The organism is Myxacorys chilensis, assembly GCF_059505265.1.
Window position 1 is genome coordinate 24762 of the sequence record NZ_JCACKG010000227.1, and the last position, 20188, is coordinate 44949.

Genomic DNA, 20188 nt, shown 5'->3' on the forward strand with positions numbered 1-20188 from the left:
TTGCGCCGAGTGAATAGTACTGTTTGGAAGACATCACCTGCAAAAAAAAATTAGATGTGCAAAAGTTGTATGTAGCTACTGTGAATTGTCACAGTGGCTGCTTTTCGTACTTTCGCGGATTCAGCACAATAAAAATTAATCTAACCTTTATTAGAAGATCCGTAACCTCCCTATCGCCAAACGCCCTATGAACAGTTCCTTCTTACAACGTCTCCACAGTCCCGATCGTCCCGTCATCGTGTTCGATGGCGCAATGGGAACTAACATTCAGTCACAAAACCTAACGGCGGATGACTTTGGCGGCGCAGAGTACGAAGGCTGTAATGAATATTTGATTCATACCAAACCGGACGCGATCGCAAAAGTTCACCGGGACTTTTTAGCCGCAGGCGCAGATGTCATCGAAACCGATACGTTTGGCAGCAGTCCGTTGGTCTTAGCAGAATACGGCTTGCAGGACATGGCCTATGACCTCAGCAAACAGGCCGCCGAACTTGCCAAGAAATGTACGGCTGAATTTTCAACGCCAGAGAAGCCCCGATTTGTCGCAGGTTCCATCGGTCCTGGAACTAAGCTTCCGACCCTAGGACACATCACCTATGACAGCCTCAAAGACGCTTTCACCATTCAGGCAGAAGGCTTATTTGATGGCGGCGTCGATCTCTTCATCATTGAAACCTGTCAGGATGTGCTGCAAATCAAAGCTGCGCTGAATGCGGTGGAAGCGGTATTCGAAAAGAAGGGTGAGCGGCGTCCGCTCATGGTATCAGTGACAATGGAAGTCCAGGGCACGATGCTAGTCGGAACGGATATTAGTGGCGTACTAGCGATTCTGGAGCCATACCCGATCGATATTTTGGGCTTAAACTGTGCGACAGGCCCCGATCGCATGGCAGAACACATCAAATATCTGACCGAAAACGCGCCATTTGTGGTTTCCTGCATTCCTAACGCAGGCTTGCCCGAAAACGTTGGCGGTCATGCTCACTACAAGCTCACCGCCACCGAGCTTCAAATGGCATTACATAAATTTGTCGAAGATTGGGGCGTGCAAGTGATCGGCGGCTGCTGCGGCACTCGTCCATCGCACATTCAAGCCTTGGCAGAGCTTGCCAGCACGATGACCCCGAAAGAGCGACCGATTCGCGCGAAAGTTGTTACAGAAGATCCCCGTCCAGCCCTAAGCTATACGCCTTCTGCCGCCTCAATTTACACTGCTCAACCCTACGAGCAAGATAACTCGTTTCTAATCGTGGGCGAGCGGCTGAATGCGAGTGGCTCCAAGAAAGTGAGAGAGCTTCTGAACGTGGATGATTGGGATGGGCTGATTGCGATCGCAAAGTCTCAGGTCAAAGAAGGCGCTCACGTGCTCGATGTCAACGTCGATTATGTTGGGCGTGACGGCGAACGCGATATGAAAGAACTCGTGTCGCGGCTTGTCACCAACATTACGCTGCCGCTCATGCTCGACTCGACCGAGTGGACAAAGATGGAAGCGGGTTTGAAAGTCGCAGGCGGCAAATGCATCCTTAACTCGACGAACTACGAAGACGGCGACGAGCGTTTCTTCAAAGTGTTGGAACTGGCAAAAGAATATGGAGCTGGAATCGTTGTTGGGACAATCGATGAAGAGGGCATGGCGCGAACGGCTCAGAGAAAATTCCAAATTGCCCAACGAGCCTATCGCGATGCTCTAGAGTATGGCATTCCGCCTCACGAAATTTTCTTTGACACGTTAGCACTGCCGATTTCTACGGGAATTGAGGAAGACCGCGAGAACGCTAAGGCAACGATCGAATCGATCAAAATGATTCATGAAAGCTTGCCCGGAGTGCATTTTATGTTGGGCGTCTCCAACGTTTCTTTTGGTCTGAGTCCCGCCGCCCGCATTACGCTGAATTCGATGTTCCTCCACGAAGCAACGTTAGTCGGAATGGATGGCGCGATCGTATCTGCCGCTAAGATTTTGCCGCTCTCAAAAATCGATCCGCAGCACCAAAAAGTGTGTACGGACTTGATCTACGATCGTCGCGAATTTGACGGCGATATTTGCGTTTACGATCCGCTCACAGAACTGACAAAGCTGTTTGAGGGGGTTAGTGCCAAAGATGCTCGCTCCAGCAGTTCTCTCGCTGATTTACCAGTTGAAGAACGCCTGAAGCAACACATTATCGATGGTGAACGCATTGGTCTAGAAGATGCGTTGAAGCTGGCGTTAGAACAACATCCACCCCTAACCATCATCAATACGTTCTTGCTCGACGGCATGAAGGTTGTGGGCGAACTCTTCGGTTCAGGACAAATGCAATTGCCGTTTGTGTTGCAGTCAGCAGAAACCATGAAGTCTGCGGTTGCCTTTCTCGAACCGTTGATGGAGAAGACAGAAGGGAGTGATAGCGGTAAAGGTAAGTTTTTGATCGCGACTGTTAAAGGCGATGTTCACGATATTGGTAAGAATTTGGTTGACATTATTCTGACCAATAATGGATACAAAGTTATTAACTTAGGCATCAAACAACCTGTTGATAAAATCATTGACGCTTACAACGAGCATCAGCCTGATTGCATTGCCATGAGTGGATTACTCGTGAAATCTACAGCATTCATGAAAGAGAACCTGGAGATTTTTAACGAGCGTGGAATTTCGGTTCCGGTGATTTTAGGAGGCGCAGCGCTTACTCCTAAATTTGTTTACGAAGATTGCCAGAATGCTTACGAAGGGCAAGTGATTTATGGCAGAGATGCGTTTGCAGATTTGACCTTTATGGATCGCCTCATGCCCGCAAAATCGGACGGCAAGTGGAAAGATCAAGAAGGATTTTTGGAAGACTACGCGAAGTATAACCAGAAAGGACGGAACGCGATCGCAGAAGCGGAACGCGAATTAAATGGCGATTCTCAAGAAAAACCGTTTGAACCGGAAGTGATTGACAGACGTCGTTCGGAAGCAGTTGAGGTCAACATCGAGCGTCCTACTCCGCCCTTTTGGGGAACCAAAATTCTCAACCCCGAAGACCTTTCTCTGGAAGAACTCTTCTGGTATCTCGATCTGCAAGCTCTAATTGCTGGACAGTGGCAGTTCCGCAAACCAAAAGAGCAATCTCGCGAAGACTACGATGCGTTCCTTGCTGAAAAGGTCTATCCCGTTCTGGAGCGTTGGAAGACCCGCATTCAATCTGAAGCGCTATTACATCCGCAGCTCATTTATGGCTATTTCCCTTGCGTTGCAGAAGGCAACTCCGTTCACGTTTACGATCCGGTTGTAATCGAGAACGGACTGACGCCCAAAACGGCTACTCCAGTTGTCACATGGAACTTCCCACGTCAGAAATCGATGCGTCGCTTGTGCATTGCCGACTTCTTCCGCCCGATTGAGCAAAACCAATTTGATGTGTTTCCCCTGCAAGCGGTGACGATGGGACACATTGCGACGGAAGTGGCTCAAGAGTTATTTAAAGCGAATAACTATACGGAGTACCTCTACTTCCACGGGATGGCGGTACAAATGGCGGAAGCCCTGGCCGAGTGGTCTCACGCTCGGATTCGTCGCGAGTTGGGCTTTGGTGACCAAGAGCCTGATAACATTCGCGATATGCTGGCGCAGCGCTATCAAGGGTCGCGCTATAGCTTTGGCTATCCGGCGTGTCCGACGGTTAGCGATCAGTTCAAGCAGCTGGAGTTGCTTGGAACAGAGCGAATTGGGATGACGATGGACGAGAGTGAACAGCTTCATCCAGAACAATCAACGACGGCACTGATCGTCTATCATCCCGTTGCCAAATACTTCAGTGCCTAAACGATCATGAACATGCCAGCAAGCTCAGGGAAAGACGTTAGCGTTTTACTGGGCTTCTTTGTGCTCAGCCGCCAATTTCCACTCGTCAGCAAGCAGACTGTAGGTAACGAGATCGAGATAGCGATCGCGTGCCCAAACCAATTGTCGTGCAATTCCCTCTTGCACAAAATCTAGCCGTTCTGCGATCGCGCGACTTCGATGATTTTCGACTGCCGCCTGAATCACCACACGGTTTAGCTTCAACTCCTCAAACGCATACGCCATCATGCAGCGACAGGATTTCGTCATTACTCCCCTACCCTGATGATCTGGCGACAGCCAGTAACCAATTTCGCCCCAGCGATTCATTTTGTTAATGGTTAAGTCAATGCTGCCGATTACAGTATCATGAAACCAAATTCCACACACAAGTCCCTTTGCTTCAGCTAAACGCTGAAGGGATGATTCAATAAACTTGCGCGTATCCTCTGAAGATTGACTATTATCAACCCAAGGCATCCACGTTTGGAGATGTTGGCGATTTTGATCGATGACTGCAAATATCGCTTTGCTATGATGAGGCTGAAGCAGCTTTAGAACAACGTCTTGATCGACTGGGCAACTGAGCATAATAATCCTGACTGACGTATCTTAACTAGAAGGTTCCTCAGGCTCCGGCGCTTCAGTCGGATCTTCTTCGAGCGTCTCCAGCACAAATCGGCGGGCTAAACGATTGTAGGTTCCGGCTCCCACAAATTGCGGGTATTTGTGTGATCGCGTGTACACCCAAACTACATTCTGGTCTTCAACAATGCGAATTTCCTGAAACCATTTGCAGTTGGGAATTAGTGCTTTTGCAGCATCGAGGGCGTCAGTCCACCGCTCAAACTCTTTGCAAACGTCGCGGGTGATCACTTGAAACATGTCATTTTTCTATCAGTTCACCTTTCTAGAATAGCGAGATGCAGTTCCGTCTGAATGGCGCTTGGCACTGATCGTTCAAAGATTGCACCCATCGTAATAACCAAATTCGCAGCGGATTCGGTAGCAGATGTAACAGACAGTTCAATTCATCCGCTGCATCCATTATCAAATCCGTTGCCGACACAGGGATTGAGGCCAAGTGATTAAGGCCAAGATGACTCTTGCATTGGAATCACCATCACTTCAGGAATTACCGTTTCAGGAGGTTGAGTCAAAATGTAGCGAATGGTGTCTGCAACATTTTTAGGATCTTGAAGTTTCTCTAACGGGGTATCGGGAAAGCGATCTAAAATAAACGGCGTTTGCATACCGCCTGCAATCACAGCCGTTACCTTAACCTTGTGAGGACGCGCCTCGACGTGCAGAGCGTGGCTAAATCCAACCAGTCCCCATTTACTGGCGTGATAGGCGCTAGCATTTGCCCACGTCCGTTTTGAAGCCGTCGAAGCCACATTCACAATGTGCCCGGTTTGCCGTTCCTTCATGTGAGGAATGACTGCTTTTGACAAAATAAATGGCGCACGTAAGTTGACCGATAAAACACGATCCCAGTCATCAATACCAAGTTCTTCAATCGGAACCGTGAGATCAGTTCCAGCATTGTTAATGAGAATGTCTAGATGACCGTGTTGTTCAATGGCTTGTGCAACGCTGGATGAAATTTGGTCTTCATCTCTAACATCTAAGCGAAGCGCGATCGCTTTACCCCCTTCAGACCCAATTTCTGAGGCAACTTTCTCCGCGATTTCTTCGCGCACATCTGCCACTAAAACAACGACTCCAGCGGCTGCCAAAGCACGACAAATCGCTTCACCTAGGCCCTGAGCGCCTCCTGTCACCAACGCAACTTTTCCAGCTAAATCAGTCATAACTCACTCCTATTAATAATTCACGGTAAGCGGAAGGTTAACCTTCTGCATTCTGCGGTCTCCAGTTAAGCGCTGTCCTTTCGTCTCTTGACGTTGGGTCAAGGGTTCTGTTTGTCCTGCCATGATCCACGCCTCAACCAGTTCACAGAGCAAATGAATGACAACCATCTGCACTTCTTGGACGTGTTGGGCATCGGTGGCCGGAACAACAATCGACAGATCGCAGCGCGATCGCGCCGTACCGCCATCGCCGCCTAAAATGCCGATACAGCGAATGTTGCGATCGCGCGCTACCTCAAAAGCTCGGATCAAATTCTTCGATCGTCCGCTAGTGCTAATCCCAATCAGCACATCGGGCGGTTGGGCTAAGGCTTCGACTTGACGGGCAAACACTTGGCCAAACCCGACATCGTTTGACCAAGCCGTGAGGATAGCGCTATCTGCGGTGAGCGCGATCGCAGGGAGTCCCGGACGATTTTCGAGCTTGAATCGCCCGACAAACTCAGCCGCGCAGTGTTGAGCATCTGCCGCACTGCCTCCATTACCGCAAATTAAAACCTTGCCGCCTTGAGCAAAACAATCTTTCACTAGCGTTGCCGCTTCAATAATCTCAGATTGTAGTGAGTGTCGTGCGATGTGCAATGAGTCTATCGCCTTAGTGAATCCCTGTTCGATCACCGCAAAGGCATCTTGTGTGGGTGCGCTACTGATTAAAACAGATTGATATAGCGTTGCAACAGCATCCGTCACACGTTGCCAAGTGAAATGCTCCTTTGCTCGTGCAATAGCTTGACGACTTAACGTGGCTAACAGGTTCGGATGATCGTAGAGATGGGTGAGACGGTGTGCGATCGCGTCGGGTTGATTGGGCGGCACTAAATATCCGGTTTCACCATCCACCACTGAGAACTTGATTCCACCGACGTTCGAGCCGATCACAGGCGTTCCACACGCCATCGCTTCGAGGGGCGTAATCCCAAACGGCTCGTACCAAGGTGTTGTAATGAATACATCTGCCGCGCTGTAGTAATAGCGGAGGACTTCTCGCCCTTTTCGTCCCACAAACTGAACGCGATCGCGAATTCCACGGTGATCCGCGATTTCCGCTAAGCGGTTGACCTCTTTCGCAATTCTTGAATCAGCATCATGTTCTTCGCCGCCAACCACGATTAATCGGGCTGGAGTCGATGATGTTTGACAAAATCGAGCAAACCCCTCGATCGCCGTATCAACCCCTTTTCGAGGAACCATCCGACCCAGTTGCAGCACAATTCGTTCATCGGGCAGTATGCCCAACGCCACGCGAGCTAAGGCTTTATTGAGACACCAAAACTCCGTCGGATCGAAACCACAAGGAATAATCGTGATTTTGCGGGGATCAGCATTGTAAAGCTGAATCAAATCCGCTTCATCTTGTGGGCATTCGGCAATAATGCGATCGGCAGCTTGCACGAGTTGATCTTCAATCTCAAATCGCTCATCTGGAAAGTCATCGGCAGTTCCTTGATGAAACCGGCGGACTCGCCCCAACGCATGAAAGGTAATGACAAAAGGAATGTTTAATTTGCGCTTAATCTCGGCGGCAACCAATCCCGACATCCAAAAATTTGCGTGAATTAGATCGTACTGAACGGTTTGGCAAACGTTAAGCACGTACTTCGTAAAAGCTGCCATGTAGGGCAACAAATCTTCTTTGCGAACTTCGGTCGCAGGGCCTACCGGGACATGAATCAGTCGAACGCCTTCAATCCACTGCGCTACCTCTGGCAGCAGGGCGCGATCGCAGCGTGTAAAAATATCAACTTCGTACCCTCGTTGGGCTAAATGCTTAGCAATTTGACCCACGTATACATTTTGTCCGCCGCTATCGACGCCGCCAAGCACACCAAACGGCGATGCGTGTTCACTAATGAGAGCAATGCGTTTCATCAGATCTTGCCTCCTACGAGAGCGGGAGAATAAGGACTCGGCGTATCCGTAACGTAAGCAAACGCCGTATTCCAATCGCGGGTAAAGCGCTCGATATGAAACCGTTCTTGGGCAACGCGACGAGCGCCTTGACTGAGATGCGCGGCTTCTTTCGGATTGTTGATCAGCGATCGCATGGCTTCAATTAAACGATCGACATTCGTATCAACGTAGCCTGACACTCCATTTTCAATCACTGTTGCTAATTCTGTTGTCGCCAATCCCACAATTGGCATTCCGAGCATCATCGCTTCACAAATGGCAAGTCCTAAACTGGTATAGCGAATTGGATTGAAAAAGAATCGATACTGCACCATAAATTGGGGTAATGCTTCGTGCGAGATCTCACCCAATCCATTCAGCGTTTCCGACTGCATTCCAACTAAATCTAACGGGACGTGCGATCGCGCCTGCTCAAACACATCCGCTCCTAATCGCCGCCCACGAGATTTTAGCCCATTTACCACAACAACACCGCGATCCAGATCGCCCGAATAATGAACCTGCTCTGGAACAATTACACCATGCTCGATCACAGAGGTTGGCGTGCGTCCACTATTCCACATCAATTGATTAAAGTGAGTCACATGGACTAATAGAACATTAGGATCATTCACGATGTGATCTGTGTCGGTCGGGCGATCGCGAGGCGGATCGTGTTCTAAATAGATGCATGGTAGCTGACGCTGCTGTTCTGAAAGAATCTCGTATTGATCCGTGAGATAGTTCTTTTGTGACTGAAATAGAATGCAGTCAAACTCCAAATTTTGAACGTCTTCAGCAGATACGTTATGCACATTATCGCCCCAAGCAAAGCCGCCTAATTTCCCACCATAACCCTCAGGATAACCAGGCTTAACGGGCAAGAAAAACTGATGGGGCGACTGCACCAAATAGTAGAGATAACTCCCATGAACATGCCAAGTCAGAATCCTCAGGGGCTTCATGAATTAAGAATTCCTGTAGTAGCGAGTTTGCACAACTAGATTGAAGGTTGAGAACGTTCTCTATTGAAAAATTCCTCTATTGCAGAGAAATGAATCGTCTCAGATCAAGTGCGTTGATAAGTAACTTTGATCTATATTTATCGTGCAAAATTCAGCTACAAATTGCATTGGGCATTTGCCTAACATGTCGCGATTTTATGGATTCTAGGTTTGTGCATTTGCCCAACGAATCATAATCAGGCGAGAGCGATCGCAGCAACAATGCCAAGCGAATTTGAATCGCGGCATCAAACTGGCGAGGATTCAGCCCTGTGAGGGATGTAATTTTATCAAGTCGATAACTTAGGGTATTGCGATGAATTGAAAGTCGATTGGCGGTGAAAGATGGATAACAGTTTTCATCGAAAAAGATGCGTAGCGTATCGATCAATTCAGGATCTTGATCTAAGGGACTTAAAAGATGTTTTGCCAAATCAATTTTTGTAGCTTCGTCGGCAATTCCAACAAACGCAGCAACGCCCAAATCATCTAAACAATAAACCTGATTTTGGCCCGAAAAATGATGCCCCAGTGATAACGCCGCCCGCGCATCCTGATACGATCGCGCCAATCCCCGAATACCGGGATGATATCGCCCGATGCCAACACTTAAATTGGCACTTGTGTCAGAGCGGAGCCGCTCTAACAGCGCCGAACTAGCCCGCTTCAGAGCCGCAAGGTTTGCCCAAGACGGGTTGCCGGTCAAATCTTTCTGATCTGTCCACGCCTCTAAATCCTGAGTGCTACTTGCTTTCAAGACGGCTATTTCACTACCGCCAATGTAAGCACAAATGGTATCGCTCGGTAGGTGAAAGAAATTCACAATGCTACCGATAATGAATTGAACACGCTGTTGAGCCTGAAAATCTAATGTTTGCGGAGCATCGGACGGAGAGGGTAGAAGATAATCGGCAGCATCGATCAGAATCACTGCTCGCGGACGCGAAAAGTCGAGTCCTAAAATCTGTGCCTCTCGCAGAACTTCCGTTTCTTCCTGACAGGAGCTTCTCAGCAAATCATGAATAAATTTGTTTTTGAGATCATGCTGATTAGGCAATCGTGCGATCGCAGTTGCTTGACCAATCACTAGCTCCACTAACACCCGTGCTAGACGAGGCGAAATCAACTCGGACGTGACCAAATCGGGAATGACAATTTCTCCCGGTTGCTGATCGACATGAAAAGGAATTCGCAAGGCAGAATGATACAAGGGTACATTGGCACACTCACGATCGGAGCAGGTCAAAATTGCCGGATCATCAATGACAAATGCTTGCACACCCAACAATTCCTGCACACGTTGCGTCACGGCTTTTGCAACTCGCTTAAATTCTCCCGATGCCGCCTCCTTACTCATGCTCCTATTCCAATCGCATTGAGCAATTCAATAGGATGATCAGCCGCGTCTCTTTGCTTCACCCAATCGGTTAAGACTCCTCCTCCAAACTCTTGCGACTGCCCAATTCGGATCGGAATTCCTGCGAGGTAACACATGTAAGCGAACGGATGGGGAGACGTTTGACCATCAGAAAAAACAATGGCAACATCAAAGTTCTCCGATCGCAGCACGTTCGTTAAGTCCAATGCTTTAGTCGAATCAGACAACTCCTGCTCTGACGCCGCAGGATGAATGAGAATCTCAGCAACATCTGGTAAAGCCAACGCTGTCTGACTTACTGTAGGCGCACAGAGTAGCACAATATCTGCTTGGGGAGCAGCGTGCTGTAGCCGCGCGATTGGCTCTGCCAAGCTCTCGATCGCCGCGCCTGCTGCTACGTCACCCCTTGCCCCTGCTTGAATCACCAGAATTCTTTTTACGGTCGTCCACTCTTCATGCAGCATAAATCGACTCCTGATGTAGCAGATCGCGAACTTGCTCTAACACGCACGCCACACGCACGCCGGACGAATGCGACAGCGATCGATGCCGCGTTTGATCGAGTGGTGCCCAGCGCCGAGGATCAGACGCGCTAAAGATCACCGCACTAGGAACGCTAACAGCGGCTCCTAAATGAGAAACACCTGTATCGTTACAAATCAGCAGTTTTGCCTGGCTCAACAGTGCTGCTAACGCGCCTAAACTTGTTTGCCCAGCTAAATTCAAGGCTGGAGCCTGCATTGTTTGGGCGATCGCACTCGCTAATTCTCGCTCCGCCGCTGATCCTGTCAACACGACTGAATATCCCAGTTGTGCGATGGCATCCCCCACTGCCGCAAACTGCGATCCCTGCCAGCATCGAGACGGCACACTCGCGCCTGCATGGATACAGACATAATTGTCGCCCAACTCGTACTTTGCTTCGATCTGGGTGAGCGCCTCGCGATCGCAGGGCTTGAGTGGAAATTCTAGCCTCTCATCTAGGGCAGGAATGCCTAAGAATTCGAGAAGTCGCAAATATCGGCGAATTTCTGACTCAGATTCTTCGTAAGGCAAAAAGAACGCTGGATCAGGACACGAGTGCCCCATTAAGTAAAATCCGGCGGATTGTGCGGCTCCTAACTCTAAAGTGAGTGAATTTGTGATTACGCCGCTTCCGTGCATCTGGAGGGCTAGATCGAACGGTTGTGATTCGCCTTGCGACGCTCCGCCGCAGCGCATCTCTGCTAAAAATTTCTCTAGCCGTTCAGCATCCACCTCTTGCTCTGGTAGGCCAGGATACCCTGGAAGCTCAACAAACTCATCAATATACGCTTCAAACCGCTCTGCCCAACTCCGCGCTACAGGTAGTCCAATCAGGGTAATGTAGGCCTGAGGAAACGCTGTCCGCAATGCCCTTAGAGCAGGGATCGCACACAAGAAATCTCCTAGTCCTGGTAATGCTCTAACAACAGCTATCCGCCGTAATTGTAGATTACAGCGCTTCAAAGCAGAACCATTCTGCTGAGCCAAAAGAAGTTGATTGTCGGTCACGCTGCTTTTATCCTTGAGTGCAATGCGCTCAATGAGAATCCTCTCTGTGCAGTTTTTCATTGCATCACAGAGTAAAAGGTCTGTGCAATCGCTTTCGTCCCCTTTAAGAGAGAGATTGCTTTCGAGTGTAGAAACAGAAATCCCTTGCAAGAAAAATTTCTTCTTGCAAGGGATTTCCAGTCCGATTAGATGTCCACAACTAGCGCAAAATGGCTTGCTTCAGCAGTCTCATCCGCGTGAAGTCGGAGACTTAACCCACTGCTGACACCGAGAGCGCCGCTTGCTTGAGCGTATCTGCTTTGTCTGTCAGTTCCCAAGGGAGTTCTAGATCTGGGCGTCCGAAGTGACCGTAGGCCGCGACATCCTGATAGAAACGTCCGCCTCGCTCACTGGGCACTTTTCTCAACCCAAAGGTCTGAATGATCCCAGCAGGGCGCAACTCGAAATGTTCTTTGACCAATTCAAGCAAGCGCTCATCACTGATCTTGCCTGTGCCAAAGGTTTCGATCATGATGCTGACTGGACGCGCGACCCCGATCGCGTAGCTCAACTGCACTTCGCACTTATCCGCCAAGCCAGCCGCTACAATGTTCTTTGCCACATGCCGGGCGGCATAAGCTGCACTGCGATCAACTTTTGTGGGGTCTTTGCCTGAAAACGCGCCGCCTCCATGACGAGAGTAGCCGCCGTAAGTATCAACAATGATCTTTCGACCCGTTAAACCTGAATCGCCTTGAGGTCCGCCGATCACGAACTTGCCCGTTGGATTAACCAAAAAGCGTGTGTTCTCATCAGGGTGGATGTCAAGATCAGCAAAGCAAGGTTGAACGACTAGTTCCCACAGGTCTTCCTGAATCTTGGCTTGCACAGCCGCTTCATCAGAAATGTCTCCGATCGTGGCTGTGTGCTGCGTCGAGATTAGGATCGTGTCGATTCCCACGGGGCGATCGTCTTCGTAAGCGATCGTTACTTGAGTTTTGCCATCGGGACGCAGATAAGGCAATTGACCTGTCTTGCGCACAGCGGCTAGCTTGCGAGAAACGCGGTGTGCTAGGCAAATCGGCAACGGCATGAATTCAGGCGTCTCGTTGCACGCAAATCCAAACATGATGCCTTGATCGCCCGCTCCGATCGCATCTAACGCTTCTTGGCTGAGCTGTTCGCGGCTTTCTTGAGCGGTGTCTACTCCTTGAGCAATGTCAGGCGATTGAGCATCTAGCGCCACCAAAACCGCGCAGCTATTGGATGAAAACCCATTTTCTGCGCCAGTGTAGCCAATTTCTGCAATCTTTTGACGTGCTAACTCAATGTAGTTAACCTGTGCATTTGAGGTAATTTCGCCTGTAATCAGCACTAAACCAGTGTTGACAACCACTTCAGCCGCAACCCGACTAGCGGGATCTTGGGTAAGGAGGGCATCTAAAATGGTGTCAGAGATCTGATCGCAAATCTTATCAGGATGACCTTCAGTGACAGATTCGGAAGTGAAGAAATATCGACGGGACAAGAGCAGTCTCCTCTTTCTCGCTAAGGGTTTGTGGGACAGTCTGAATCGGTATAGTTGCGGAAATTATATCACTCAGCTTCTGTGGAGAGGCGAGATCGACGGCTCGCCGTCAATTTATGCCCCTTGAGGTACATGTAGCTAAGTCAGCAGGAGTTTACGCCTGTCGAAAAAATTCCGAAACCTGAGAGTATCGGTTCAAGCAGGCGTTGTATAGAGAATCCATCTATGTGTGGAATCCTAGCAATTACACGGAGGAACTGACTATTTGATGAGCTTTATCTTTATATACTCTTTAATCCGAGTCGTTTTCTACGAAGCTCTTGAAAGCTAATTCCCGCTCACGCTTTTTCTACGAAGCTCTTGAAAGCTAATTCCCGCTCACGCTTTGATTGTTGAGCCAAAAAATACGCACCAGAAAAGTAGAGTTAACTCTGGTTCTGTAAAAGCGGAAAGAAATGTCCGACAGGACCTTGACCCTTGCCAATGGAGAGAGAATAGCGAAGGGCAGTCGTCACGTAGTCTTTTGCCTGTTTGGTTGCGCTCAGCAAATCCTTTCCGAGTGCAAGATTTGCCGCGATCGCAGCTGCTAGTGTGCAACCCGTTCCGTGAGTGTTCGTTGTGTCTACGGTTTGTGTTGCTATGGTGTGCATATGAACCCCGTCAAACCAAACATCTACCCCGCGCAGTGCACCACTCATGCCGCCACCTTTGATTAAAACGGCTTTGCTGCCTAGCTGGTGGATGCACTCTGCGGCGAGACGCATATCGTCTAATGTTGAAATGTCCAGACCCGATAGAATTTGAGCTTCGTAGCGGTTGGGGGTCAAAATCGTCGCTAGGGGAAGCAGTTGTGCTTTTAGGGCTGCGATCGCGGCGTCATCAATTAACAGTGCGCCTGTTCGCGATACCATAACCGGATCGACGACTAAGTTTGGAATCGGGTGAGAGGAGAGTTGCTGAGCGACCACGGCAATAATTTCTTCATTCAGCAGCATTCCTGTTTTCGCTGCCTGCACACCGATGTCGTCGGTCACTGCCTGCATCTGCGCTACAACAGAAGCAGCGGGTATCGCATCAACGCGGGTCACGCTCACCGTATTTTGAGCCGTAATGCAAGTGATTGCACTGGTTCCATGGACTAAATGAAAGGCGAATGTGCGTAGATCTGCCTGAATTCCTGCACCTCCACCGCTATCAGACCCTGCGATCGTGAGGGCAACCGGAATTGAAGAAAGACTAGTCGAAGTCATAGCATCGCGGTTCAAAGGTGGTCTATTCCCATCCTAGGCTGCTATGCCCATTCCTGTGAGTTAGCGACTCTTGACTGATTGGGAAAGGTTGCGTTGGCGAATTGAACGGGTTTTGGCACGATGAATTTCTTCCTCGGCGTAGCAAATGGAGACATACTTGATGCCAGCAATAATCCAAATGGCTTTAAGGAGTCGCTCCAAGTCACTAAGCAAGCGATCGACGACCCAGGGTTCTGGACAGTGAACGATGAGGGTATCGCTTTTGAGATGCAGGTTACAAAGTCCTAGGCTTTTGGTGAAGCGGTGGCGCAAACGGTAAAGTCGGAGGTCTTCAAGCAAGGCTAAGTCTTGAGTTGTTAGTTGAATTTTCATAGGATTAAACTCACCGTGTGTTGCACAGATTGAACTAGATCTCCTAAGCAATCCACACTGTAGAATTCGGTATCTTTATTTATTCTGATAAAATTAAATAAGCAAATCTACGGGCACTTTACAGAACGAATGGTTGAAATCCCCGTTTTAGTGCCCTTTTACGATTTGATTTTCAGAAAAACTTAACAATATTACGGAGATGAAGAAAGCTATAGAAAGTTGAATTTCCACATTTAACTTACGAAATTTTAGTCAACTCGTTTCATGTTACTCATGCAACAGCCCTAGCGAAATTAGCATCTCTAACCGATGTTTAATGCGTGTCAAATCGTCAAGGTCTATCTACAACTCATAATCTATCTACAACAAGTTGAGAAGTCTATCTACTTAGTACAAGTTGGTGGACTAATTTAACCTTTATTGCTGACCAAACGGTAGCTAAGGCAACTTCCTCGCTGGTTTTTAGCTATAGAAGCAATGATACTCACCAAGATATTGATCAAATCTGTCTAAAAGCTAAAGCTTTCTGCCCCTACCGTTAGTTCATCATCTGTCAGCTGGTGCTGTCACCTATTAGTCTTAGTGGATGGGCCAAGGAACCACTAAGTACTCCCAATTTTCCCACTAAAGATAATGTAAGCTATACATGTTTGATCTATGGAAGAGCATACAACAGAGATCGCTAAATTGACTTCTACTACCATTACCTGGAACTATCGAACTCGCATTTCTGTATCAACACTTGCTCTCATCCCTAGTTTAGCGAAGCACTAATCATTTCTAAAACGTGACCAAGATCACAGCAACATAGCGAGTAGATCGCTGATCTCTTTTGACTGAATCTTATAGATTAGTAGTATTGATTCCGATGCACGTTTTACCACTCGGAGTGATGAAGTCCAAGGAATGAAGTGTATCTTCAGCTAGTTTCAGAACAGTTTGCCCATTAATAACCTATCGGATAGAACCCCACCTTGTACTACGCTCTAGGTCAGATCGTATGACTAATGCCCCTTCCTTGAAAATCGTCCAAATTAGCGACACACACCTGTTTGCCGAGACAAATCAGCATCTCCTCGGTTTCTCAACCCTGCGATCGCTAGAAGCATTACTTCAGCACTTGCGTCAGCTTAGTCCGTTGCCTGATCTATTTCTGCTGACAGGCGATTTATCGCAAGACGGTACGGCCGCGTCGTATCAGCATCTTCAAAAACACTTTAGTTCGCTGCAAATTCCGCTCTACTGGTTGCCTGGAAATCATGACTGTCTGGAGAACATGGAGCGATCGCTAACGCATCCTGTATTCCGTCCAGAAAAATCGTTTCAAGCGGGCGGATGGCAGTTCATTTTGCTCAATTCTCAAGATCCGGGCTGTGTTCATGGAGTGCTGTCACCTAACAGTTTGGATTGGTTAGAGCAGCAGTTGCAGCAATGCTCCAACGTTCCAACCTTAATTTCGATGCATCATCCGCCACTAGAAGTAGAGTCTAGCTGGATCGATGGCAGCCGGTTGCAAAACGCTTCAGATTTTTTTGACCTCATCGATCGCTATCCCCAAGTAAAACTCGTGGTATTTGGACACGTTCATCAAGAGGTTCAGCGTCAACGTGGATCAGTGTTTTATTTGGGAACGCCTTCAACCTGCATTCAGTTTGAACCCAAAAGCGTAGAGTTTGCCTTAGGGCATCAGGATCCGGGGTTTCGAGTGTTCAATTTATATCCGAATGGAATCTGGACAACTAGAGTGCAGCGCATTCATTATGCTCATACGCTCGATTTAGCGGCAACAGGATACTGATTTAGCGATTAAGACTCGAAGTTTAGTGAAATTGATTGCGCCCCAATGTGAGCAGTAGATTTAGACAAGTAATGAATCTAGGTTAAGAACTGCAAAAGTTGCAGAAATGAGAGCAAGTATAGAAATGAGAACAAAACGTGAACCAAAGATAGACTGTGCTAGAAACGAATTAGAGATTATTAATGAACGTTCAGCTAACTTTGGTACAAATTTTGGCTCAGCCTTGTCATTCTCGTCTAAAATCTGCAAGGTGCTTTTACAAGTCTTAAAAGATACCTCTAGTCGTGCTCTATGAGGAGAATCGTGTATGAAACGTCTAGTTGTTTGTTGTGATGGAACTTGGCAGCAACTCTCTAGTCCCTATCCAACCAATGTTGTTAAAATCGCTCAAGCCATCAAGTCTATTGCTCAAGATGGAGTCCCTCAAGTGGTCTACTACAGCGAAGGCTTGGGGACGGGAGACTCACCCTTTGAGAAGCTAACAGGCGGTGCATTTGGTTGGGGAATTGATCAAACCATTCAAAAAGCCTACCGATTTCTCTCTCTCAACTACATGGAGGGCGACGAGATCTATCTGTTTGGGTATAGCCGAGGAGCTTATACGGTTCGGAGTTTAGCAGGGTTAATCTACTGCTCTGGGTTGCCCAAACGCCAGAACATATGTCACATTCCGCGAGCATACGAGATATACCGCGATCGCGAGATTGCTCCAAACGATCAGATCGCTAAACAGTTCCGTAGCGACTACGGCGAGAATGTCCCGATCACGCTTCTGGGCTGTTGGGATACCGTCGGTGAACTCGGCGTTCCGGATCAGATCCCGTTCCTCCCGATTGATAATTGGCTCAATGCAAAGTATAAGTTTCACGACACGCGCCTGAATCGACGCATTCAAAATGCATTTCACGCTGTCGCGATTGATGAGCGTCGGAAGGTGTTTGACGTGACTCGAATGCAGCTTAGTGAGGGTGCGACTACCAACATACGGCAGGTTTGGTTTCCGGGCGTTCATGGCTGCGTCGGAGGAGGTAGCGACGCCAATCACGGATTATCAGACGGAGCGTTGCAGTGGATGATGGAAGAAACCAATCGGGTCGGGTTAGGACTAGAGTTTAACCCGACGTTGGTAAAAGGAGGCATAAAGCCTAATTATGCGATCGCGTTTGACTCTGAGATTAGTGGCATTTTCAAGCTGGCTGGCACACTCCATCGCCAGTTGCTTGATCCAGGTGATCCCCTCACGAAGTTCGATCAACACTTCTTTGACAACAACATTCACCTCAGCGCAAAGCGACGCTGGAAGCTGGCGGCGAAACCGCTTTACCGTCCAGAACCATTGATACCGCATCAGCAGTGGTTTGATGGATTTGTTGAAGCGGTTGAGGTCGCTTCAGCCAAGGGCTAACCTCAATCTTGCGTCAACTTCAACTCTTATGTGTTGTCAATTCAATGGGTTGTCAATTAAGACGGGTACAAGATTTGGATTAACGGTTATGCAAATTTGAGATGGATGCCGAATCGTGGCCGATCTCTTACGATCGGCTCAAATCTCCTATAGGTTAGGCATGAAAAAGCTTGAAGACGTTCATCCTTGGTCGACTGAGTACCCAGTAGAGCGACGAAAAGATTGGTACAGTGGTGCGGCAGAAGCTTACAATCGAACGCGACCCCGTTATCCAAGAGAAATTATCGATCGCGCTGTCGAGCTGGCTCAACTTCCTTCCGCAGCAGCCCTGCTTGAGATCGGCTGCGGTCCTGGAATTGCAACAGTCGAATTTGCTCAATTGGGCTTCTCAATGCTTTGCCTCGAACCAAGCAAAGAGGCTTGTCAATTTGCTCGGCAGAATTGTGCAGCGTATCCACAAGTCGAGATTCAGAACTGTATGTTTGAGGAATGGACGTTAGAGCCTGAGCGATTTAACGCTATCCTCGCTGCGTCGTCGCTGCATTGGGTTTCGGCTGAAACTCGCTACTCCAAAACCGCAGCAGCCCTGCAAAACAATGGGTCCCTAATCTTGCTGTGGAATTTTCCACCCCAACCCAGCTATGACGTTTACCAAGCCTTAGAAGAGGTATATCAGCTTCACGCTCCGTCGCTTGCCAAGTATGAGGACAAAAAAACGCACGAATCGAATATTAGCGCGTTTGGAGAGGCTGCAATTTCATCTAGTTTGTTCGGTGAGTCAATCGTTGAATTGATGCCCTGTGAGATCGCTTATGAGGTTGACGATTATTTAGCGCTTTTGAGTACGTTGTCGCCTTACATCGCGCTGGAGCCACAGAACCGAGCAGATTTATTTGCGGGACTGAGGAGTGTGCTAGAGCGAGAATGCGGCGAAGCTGTTCAGACCAAGTATTTTTCGGCGGTTCAGGTGATGAAGAAAATTTAGGTATGGGTGTGATTCCTTCGGATCTGCGACTAGCCCTAAGTGCGTCTTCACGGTTCTACCTATTACTTAACCTTTTCTTACAATAGAAGAATCCCAACCCTACCTGCCAATATGACGCTACCAACTTCTCAGCCTTCCAATTCTGCTACTGGGCAGTCGCTCAATGCTCCATCTTGGCAAATTAAACTTCTGTATGACGGACAGTGCCCCTTATGTATGCGAGAAGTCAATTTTCTAAGAAAACGAGATGCGGGTCGAGGGCGAGTAGAATTTGTTGATATTGCAGACGATGATTACACTCCTGAAGCAAATGGTGGAATCGATTTTGAAACAGCGATGGGAAGAATCCATGCTGTGCTTGCAGACGGAACAGTAGTCAAAAATGTAGAAGTTTTTCGCCGCGTTTATGACATTTTAGGAATGGGCTGGATCTATGCAGCTACTAAATTGCCCGTAATTGGTTTAATTGTGGATAAACTCTACGAGCTTTGGGCAGATTGGCGACTTCCGCTCACGTGTCGTCCGAGTCTTGAGATCGTTGTTGCTGATCGGCAGCAGCGGCTTGAATGTAAGCAAGAAGGGCGCTGTCGAATTGAATAATCTAAACGTTGTGAGTTTGCCTCTCTAACGTTTAAAGCGTTTAACAAAAGTAGATTAAGTATTGTGTTTTTAGTGTTCAAAAAGTCGCTTCTTTGTTTAACGCTTCGGATGCCAAAACTTGGTCTCTCTTTTGATTGGATCGAACTACTCAAAAAGAAATAAACAGAATTATTTATTCCTAGTGAGGGATGATCACAAAACTGTGCTTTCCTATGCTCGAACAGAAAGCAAAGTTGTATCAATTGCTGCAATTCTATACTCAACATTAATTGCGCCGAATCGACGTTTCCTTTCTGGTTGAAAATTTGTTCTTTAACTCATTGTCTTTAGGAGGTAGCTTATGAGCTTTTTTCAGCGAAGCCGAAAGATTCTAGCGGCTTTGGCATTAGTTCTAATTCTCACCGTTACGACAGCGTGCAGTTCTGCGGTTGCTCGTGAACCTCAAACGAAATCTCCAGTTGCTAGCAGCGATTATGGTTCGATTGCAAGAGGAAATACTGCCACAGGTCAAGACTTTGGAAGCTGGGCTGTGCAAACGTCTAAAGGATTATTAAAAGATGCTTATGTGCGCGATAACAACAAGTTAGGAGTTGTTATTTCACCTCAAGTTCGCCCTAGCGATGTTAAGCCTTTGACTCAATCTTTGATGCAGGGATTTCATAAGAACTTTCCGAATCAAGATTTGTCGGTATTAGTATATGCACCTGATAAAAAATTGATTCTGACGGCTCGGTATGATACTCAATCTAAGCAAATTCAGTATCAGCAACCTAGCTAG

General features: G+C 48.0%; 17 protein-coding genes. 6 read left to right on the plus strand and 11 right to left on the minus strand.

Features of this window, described 5'->3' with window-relative positions; genetic code table 11:
- Nucleotides 1-187 precede the first annotated feature (187 nt).
- A complete protein-coding gene (gene metH / locus AC5JLB_RS23065; RefSeq protein ID WP_495876168.1) occupies nt 188-3796 on the plus strand; it encodes a methionine synthase in 3609 nt (1202 codons plus the stop codon).
- A gap of 45 nt (nt 3797-3841) precedes the next feature.
- On the opposite strand, the gene AC5JLB_RS23070 is transcribed toward metH, so the two are convergent.
- From AC5JLB_RS23070 to AC5JLB_RS23120, 11 genes are all read right to left on the minus strand, one after another.
- Nucleotides 3842-4405, minus strand: coding sequence for a GNAT family N-acetyltransferase (locus AC5JLB_RS23070; RefSeq protein ID WP_495876169.1), 564 nt, complete (start codon nt 4403-4405; stop codon nt 3842-3844).
- 21 nt (nt 4406-4426) lie between these two features.
- Complete coding sequence (locus AC5JLB_RS23075) at nt 4427-4699, minus strand: hypothetical protein (protein ID WP_495876170.1); 273 nt, start codon at nt 4697-4699, stop codon at nt 4427-4429.
- Nucleotides 4700-4902: 203 nt separating this feature from the next.
- On the minus strand, nt 4903-5628 hold the full coding sequence (locus AC5JLB_RS23080) for an SDR family oxidoreductase (RefSeq protein WP_495876171.1): 726 nt from the start codon (nt 5626-5628) through the stop codon (nt 4903-4905).
- A 12-nt stretch (nt 5629-5640) separates the two neighbouring features.
- Entirely contained in the window at nt 5641-7557 is a 1917-nt protein-coding gene (locus AC5JLB_RS23085) for a glycosyltransferase (protein WP_495876172.1), read from the minus strand.
- Nucleotides 7557-8543 (minus strand): glycosyltransferase, encoded by a 987-nt coding sequence (locus AC5JLB_RS23090; protein ID WP_495876173.1) that lies wholly within the window; start codon nt 8541-8543, stop codon nt 7557-7559. Before AC5JLB_RS23090 ends, AC5JLB_RS23085 begins: the two co-directional genes overlap by 1 nt.
- 151 nt (nt 8544-8694) lie before the next feature.
- On the minus strand, nt 8695-9939 hold the full coding sequence (locus AC5JLB_RS23095) for a PucR family transcriptional regulator (protein ID WP_495876174.1): 1245 nt from the start codon (nt 9937-9939) through the stop codon (nt 8695-8697).
- Nucleotides 9936-10424: a glycosyltransferase family 9 protein gene (locus AC5JLB_RS23100; protein WP_495876175.1), complete on the minus strand. Its 489-nt coding sequence runs from the start codon at nt 10422-10424 to the stop codon at nt 9936-9938. The genes AC5JLB_RS23095 and AC5JLB_RS23100 overlap by 4 nt, the downstream gene beginning before the upstream one ends.
- The gene (locus AC5JLB_RS23105) at nt 10414-11493 is read right to left on the minus strand and encodes a glycosyltransferase family 9 protein (protein ID WP_495876176.1); all 1080 of its coding nucleotides are present in this window, start codon (nt 11491-11493) and stop codon (nt 10414-10416) included. The genes AC5JLB_RS23100 and AC5JLB_RS23105 overlap by 11 nt, the downstream gene beginning before the upstream one ends.
- 250 nt (nt 11494-11743) lie before the next feature.
- Nucleotides 11744-13000: a methionine adenosyltransferase gene (metK, locus tag AC5JLB_RS23110; protein ID WP_495876177.1), complete on the minus strand. Its 1257-nt coding sequence runs from the start codon at nt 12998-13000 to the stop codon at nt 11744-11746.
- A gap of 425 nt (nt 13001-13425) precedes the next feature.
- Complete coding sequence (gene thiD / locus AC5JLB_RS23115) at nt 13426-14250, minus strand: bifunctional hydroxymethylpyrimidine kinase/phosphomethylpyrimidine kinase (RefSeq protein WP_495876178.1); 825 nt, start codon at nt 14248-14250, stop codon at nt 13426-13428.
- 60 nt (nt 14251-14310) lie between these two features.
- Nucleotides 14311-14622, minus strand: coding sequence for a hypothetical protein (locus tag AC5JLB_RS23120; RefSeq protein ID WP_495876179.1), 312 nt, complete (start codon nt 14620-14622; stop codon nt 14311-14313).
- A gap of 1000 nt (nt 14623-15622) precedes the next feature.
- On the opposite strand from AC5JLB_RS23120, the gene cpdA reads away from it, so the two are divergent.
- The 5 genes from cpdA (at nt 15623) to AC5JLB_RS23145 (ending at nt 20188) form a co-directional block, all read left to right on the plus strand.
- Nucleotides 15623-16420, plus strand: coding sequence for a 3',5'-cyclic-AMP phosphodiesterase (gene cpdA / locus AC5JLB_RS23125; RefSeq protein ID WP_495876180.1), 798 nt, complete (start codon nt 15623-15625; stop codon nt 16418-16420).
- Nucleotides 16421-16727: 307 nt separating this feature from the next.
- The gene (locus tag AC5JLB_RS23130; protein ID WP_495876181.1) at nt 16728-17825 is read left to right on the plus strand and encodes a T6SS phospholipase effector Tle1-like catalytic domain-containing protein; all 1098 of its coding nucleotides are present in this window, start codon (nt 16728-16730) and stop codon (nt 17823-17825) included.
- A 115-nt stretch (nt 17826-17940) separates the two neighbouring features.
- Entirely contained in the window at nt 17941-18810 is an 870-nt protein-coding gene (locus tag AC5JLB_RS23135; protein ID WP_495876182.1) for a class I SAM-dependent methyltransferase, read from the plus strand.
- Nucleotides 18811-18921: 111 nt separating this feature from the next.
- Entirely contained in the window at nt 18922-19410 is a 489-nt protein-coding gene (locus AC5JLB_RS23140) for a thiol-disulfide oxidoreductase DCC family protein (protein ID WP_495876183.1), read from the plus strand.
- A 340-nt stretch (nt 19411-19750) separates the two neighbouring features.
- On the plus strand, nt 19751-20188 hold the full coding sequence (locus AC5JLB_RS23145; protein WP_495876184.1) for a hypothetical protein: 438 nt from the start codon (nt 19751-19753) through the stop codon (nt 20186-20188).

Excerpts from the sequence above, each read along its gene's own strand:
- AC5JLB_RS23075 (WP_495876170.1), bottom strand. The coding sequence starts at position 4,699 with ATGTTTCAAGTGATCACCCGCGACGTTTGCAAAGAGTTTGAGCGGTGG.
- AC5JLB_RS23130 (WP_495876181.1), top strand. The coding sequence starts at position 16,728 with ATGAAACGTCTAGTTGTTTGTTGTGATGGAACTTGGCAGCAACTCTCT.
- AC5JLB_RS23100 (WP_495876175.1), bottom strand. The coding sequence starts at position 10,424 with ATGCTGCATGAAGAGTGGACGACCGTAAAAAGAATTCTGGTGATTCAA.
- AC5JLB_RS23140 (WP_495876183.1), top strand. The coding sequence starts at position 18,922 with ATGACGCTACCAACTTCTCAGCCTTCCAATTCTGCTACTGGGCAGTCG.
- AC5JLB_RS23120 (WP_495876179.1), bottom strand. The coding sequence starts at position 14,622 with ATGAAAATTCAACTAACAACTCAAGACTTAGCCTTGCTTGAAGACCTC.
- thiD (WP_495876178.1), bottom strand. The coding sequence starts at position 14,250 with ATGACTTCGACTAGTCTTTCTTCAATTCCGGTTGCCCTCACGATCGCA.
- AC5JLB_RS23070 (WP_495876169.1), bottom strand. The coding sequence starts at position 4,405 with ATGCTCAGTTGCCCAGTCGATCAAGACGTTGTTCTAAAGCTGCTTCAG.
- AC5JLB_RS23145 (WP_495876184.1), top strand. The coding sequence starts at position 19,751 with ATGAGCTTTTTTCAGCGAAGCCGAAAGATTCTAGCGGCTTTGGCATTA.
- AC5JLB_RS23085 (WP_495876172.1), bottom strand. The coding sequence starts at position 7,557 with ATGAAACGCATTGCTCTCATTAGTGAACACGCATCGCCGTTTGGTGTG.
- AC5JLB_RS23090 (WP_495876173.1), bottom strand. The coding sequence starts at position 8,543 with ATGAAGCCCCTGAGGATTCTGACTTGGCATGTTCATGGGAGTTATCTC.
- AC5JLB_RS23080 (WP_495876171.1), bottom strand. The coding sequence starts at position 5,628 with ATGACTGATTTAGCTGGAAAAGTTGCGTTGGTGACAGGAGGCGCTCAG.
- cpdA (WP_495876180.1), top strand. The coding sequence starts at position 15,623 with ATGACTAATGCCCCTTCCTTGAAAATCGTCCAAATTAGCGACACACAC.
- AC5JLB_RS23095 (WP_495876174.1), bottom strand. The coding sequence starts at position 9,939 with ATGAGTAAGGAGGCGGCATCGGGAGAATTTAAGCGAGTTGCAAAAGCC.
- metH (WP_495876168.1), top strand. The coding sequence starts at position 188 with ATGAACAGTTCCTTCTTACAACGTCTCCACAGTCCCGATCGTCCCGTC.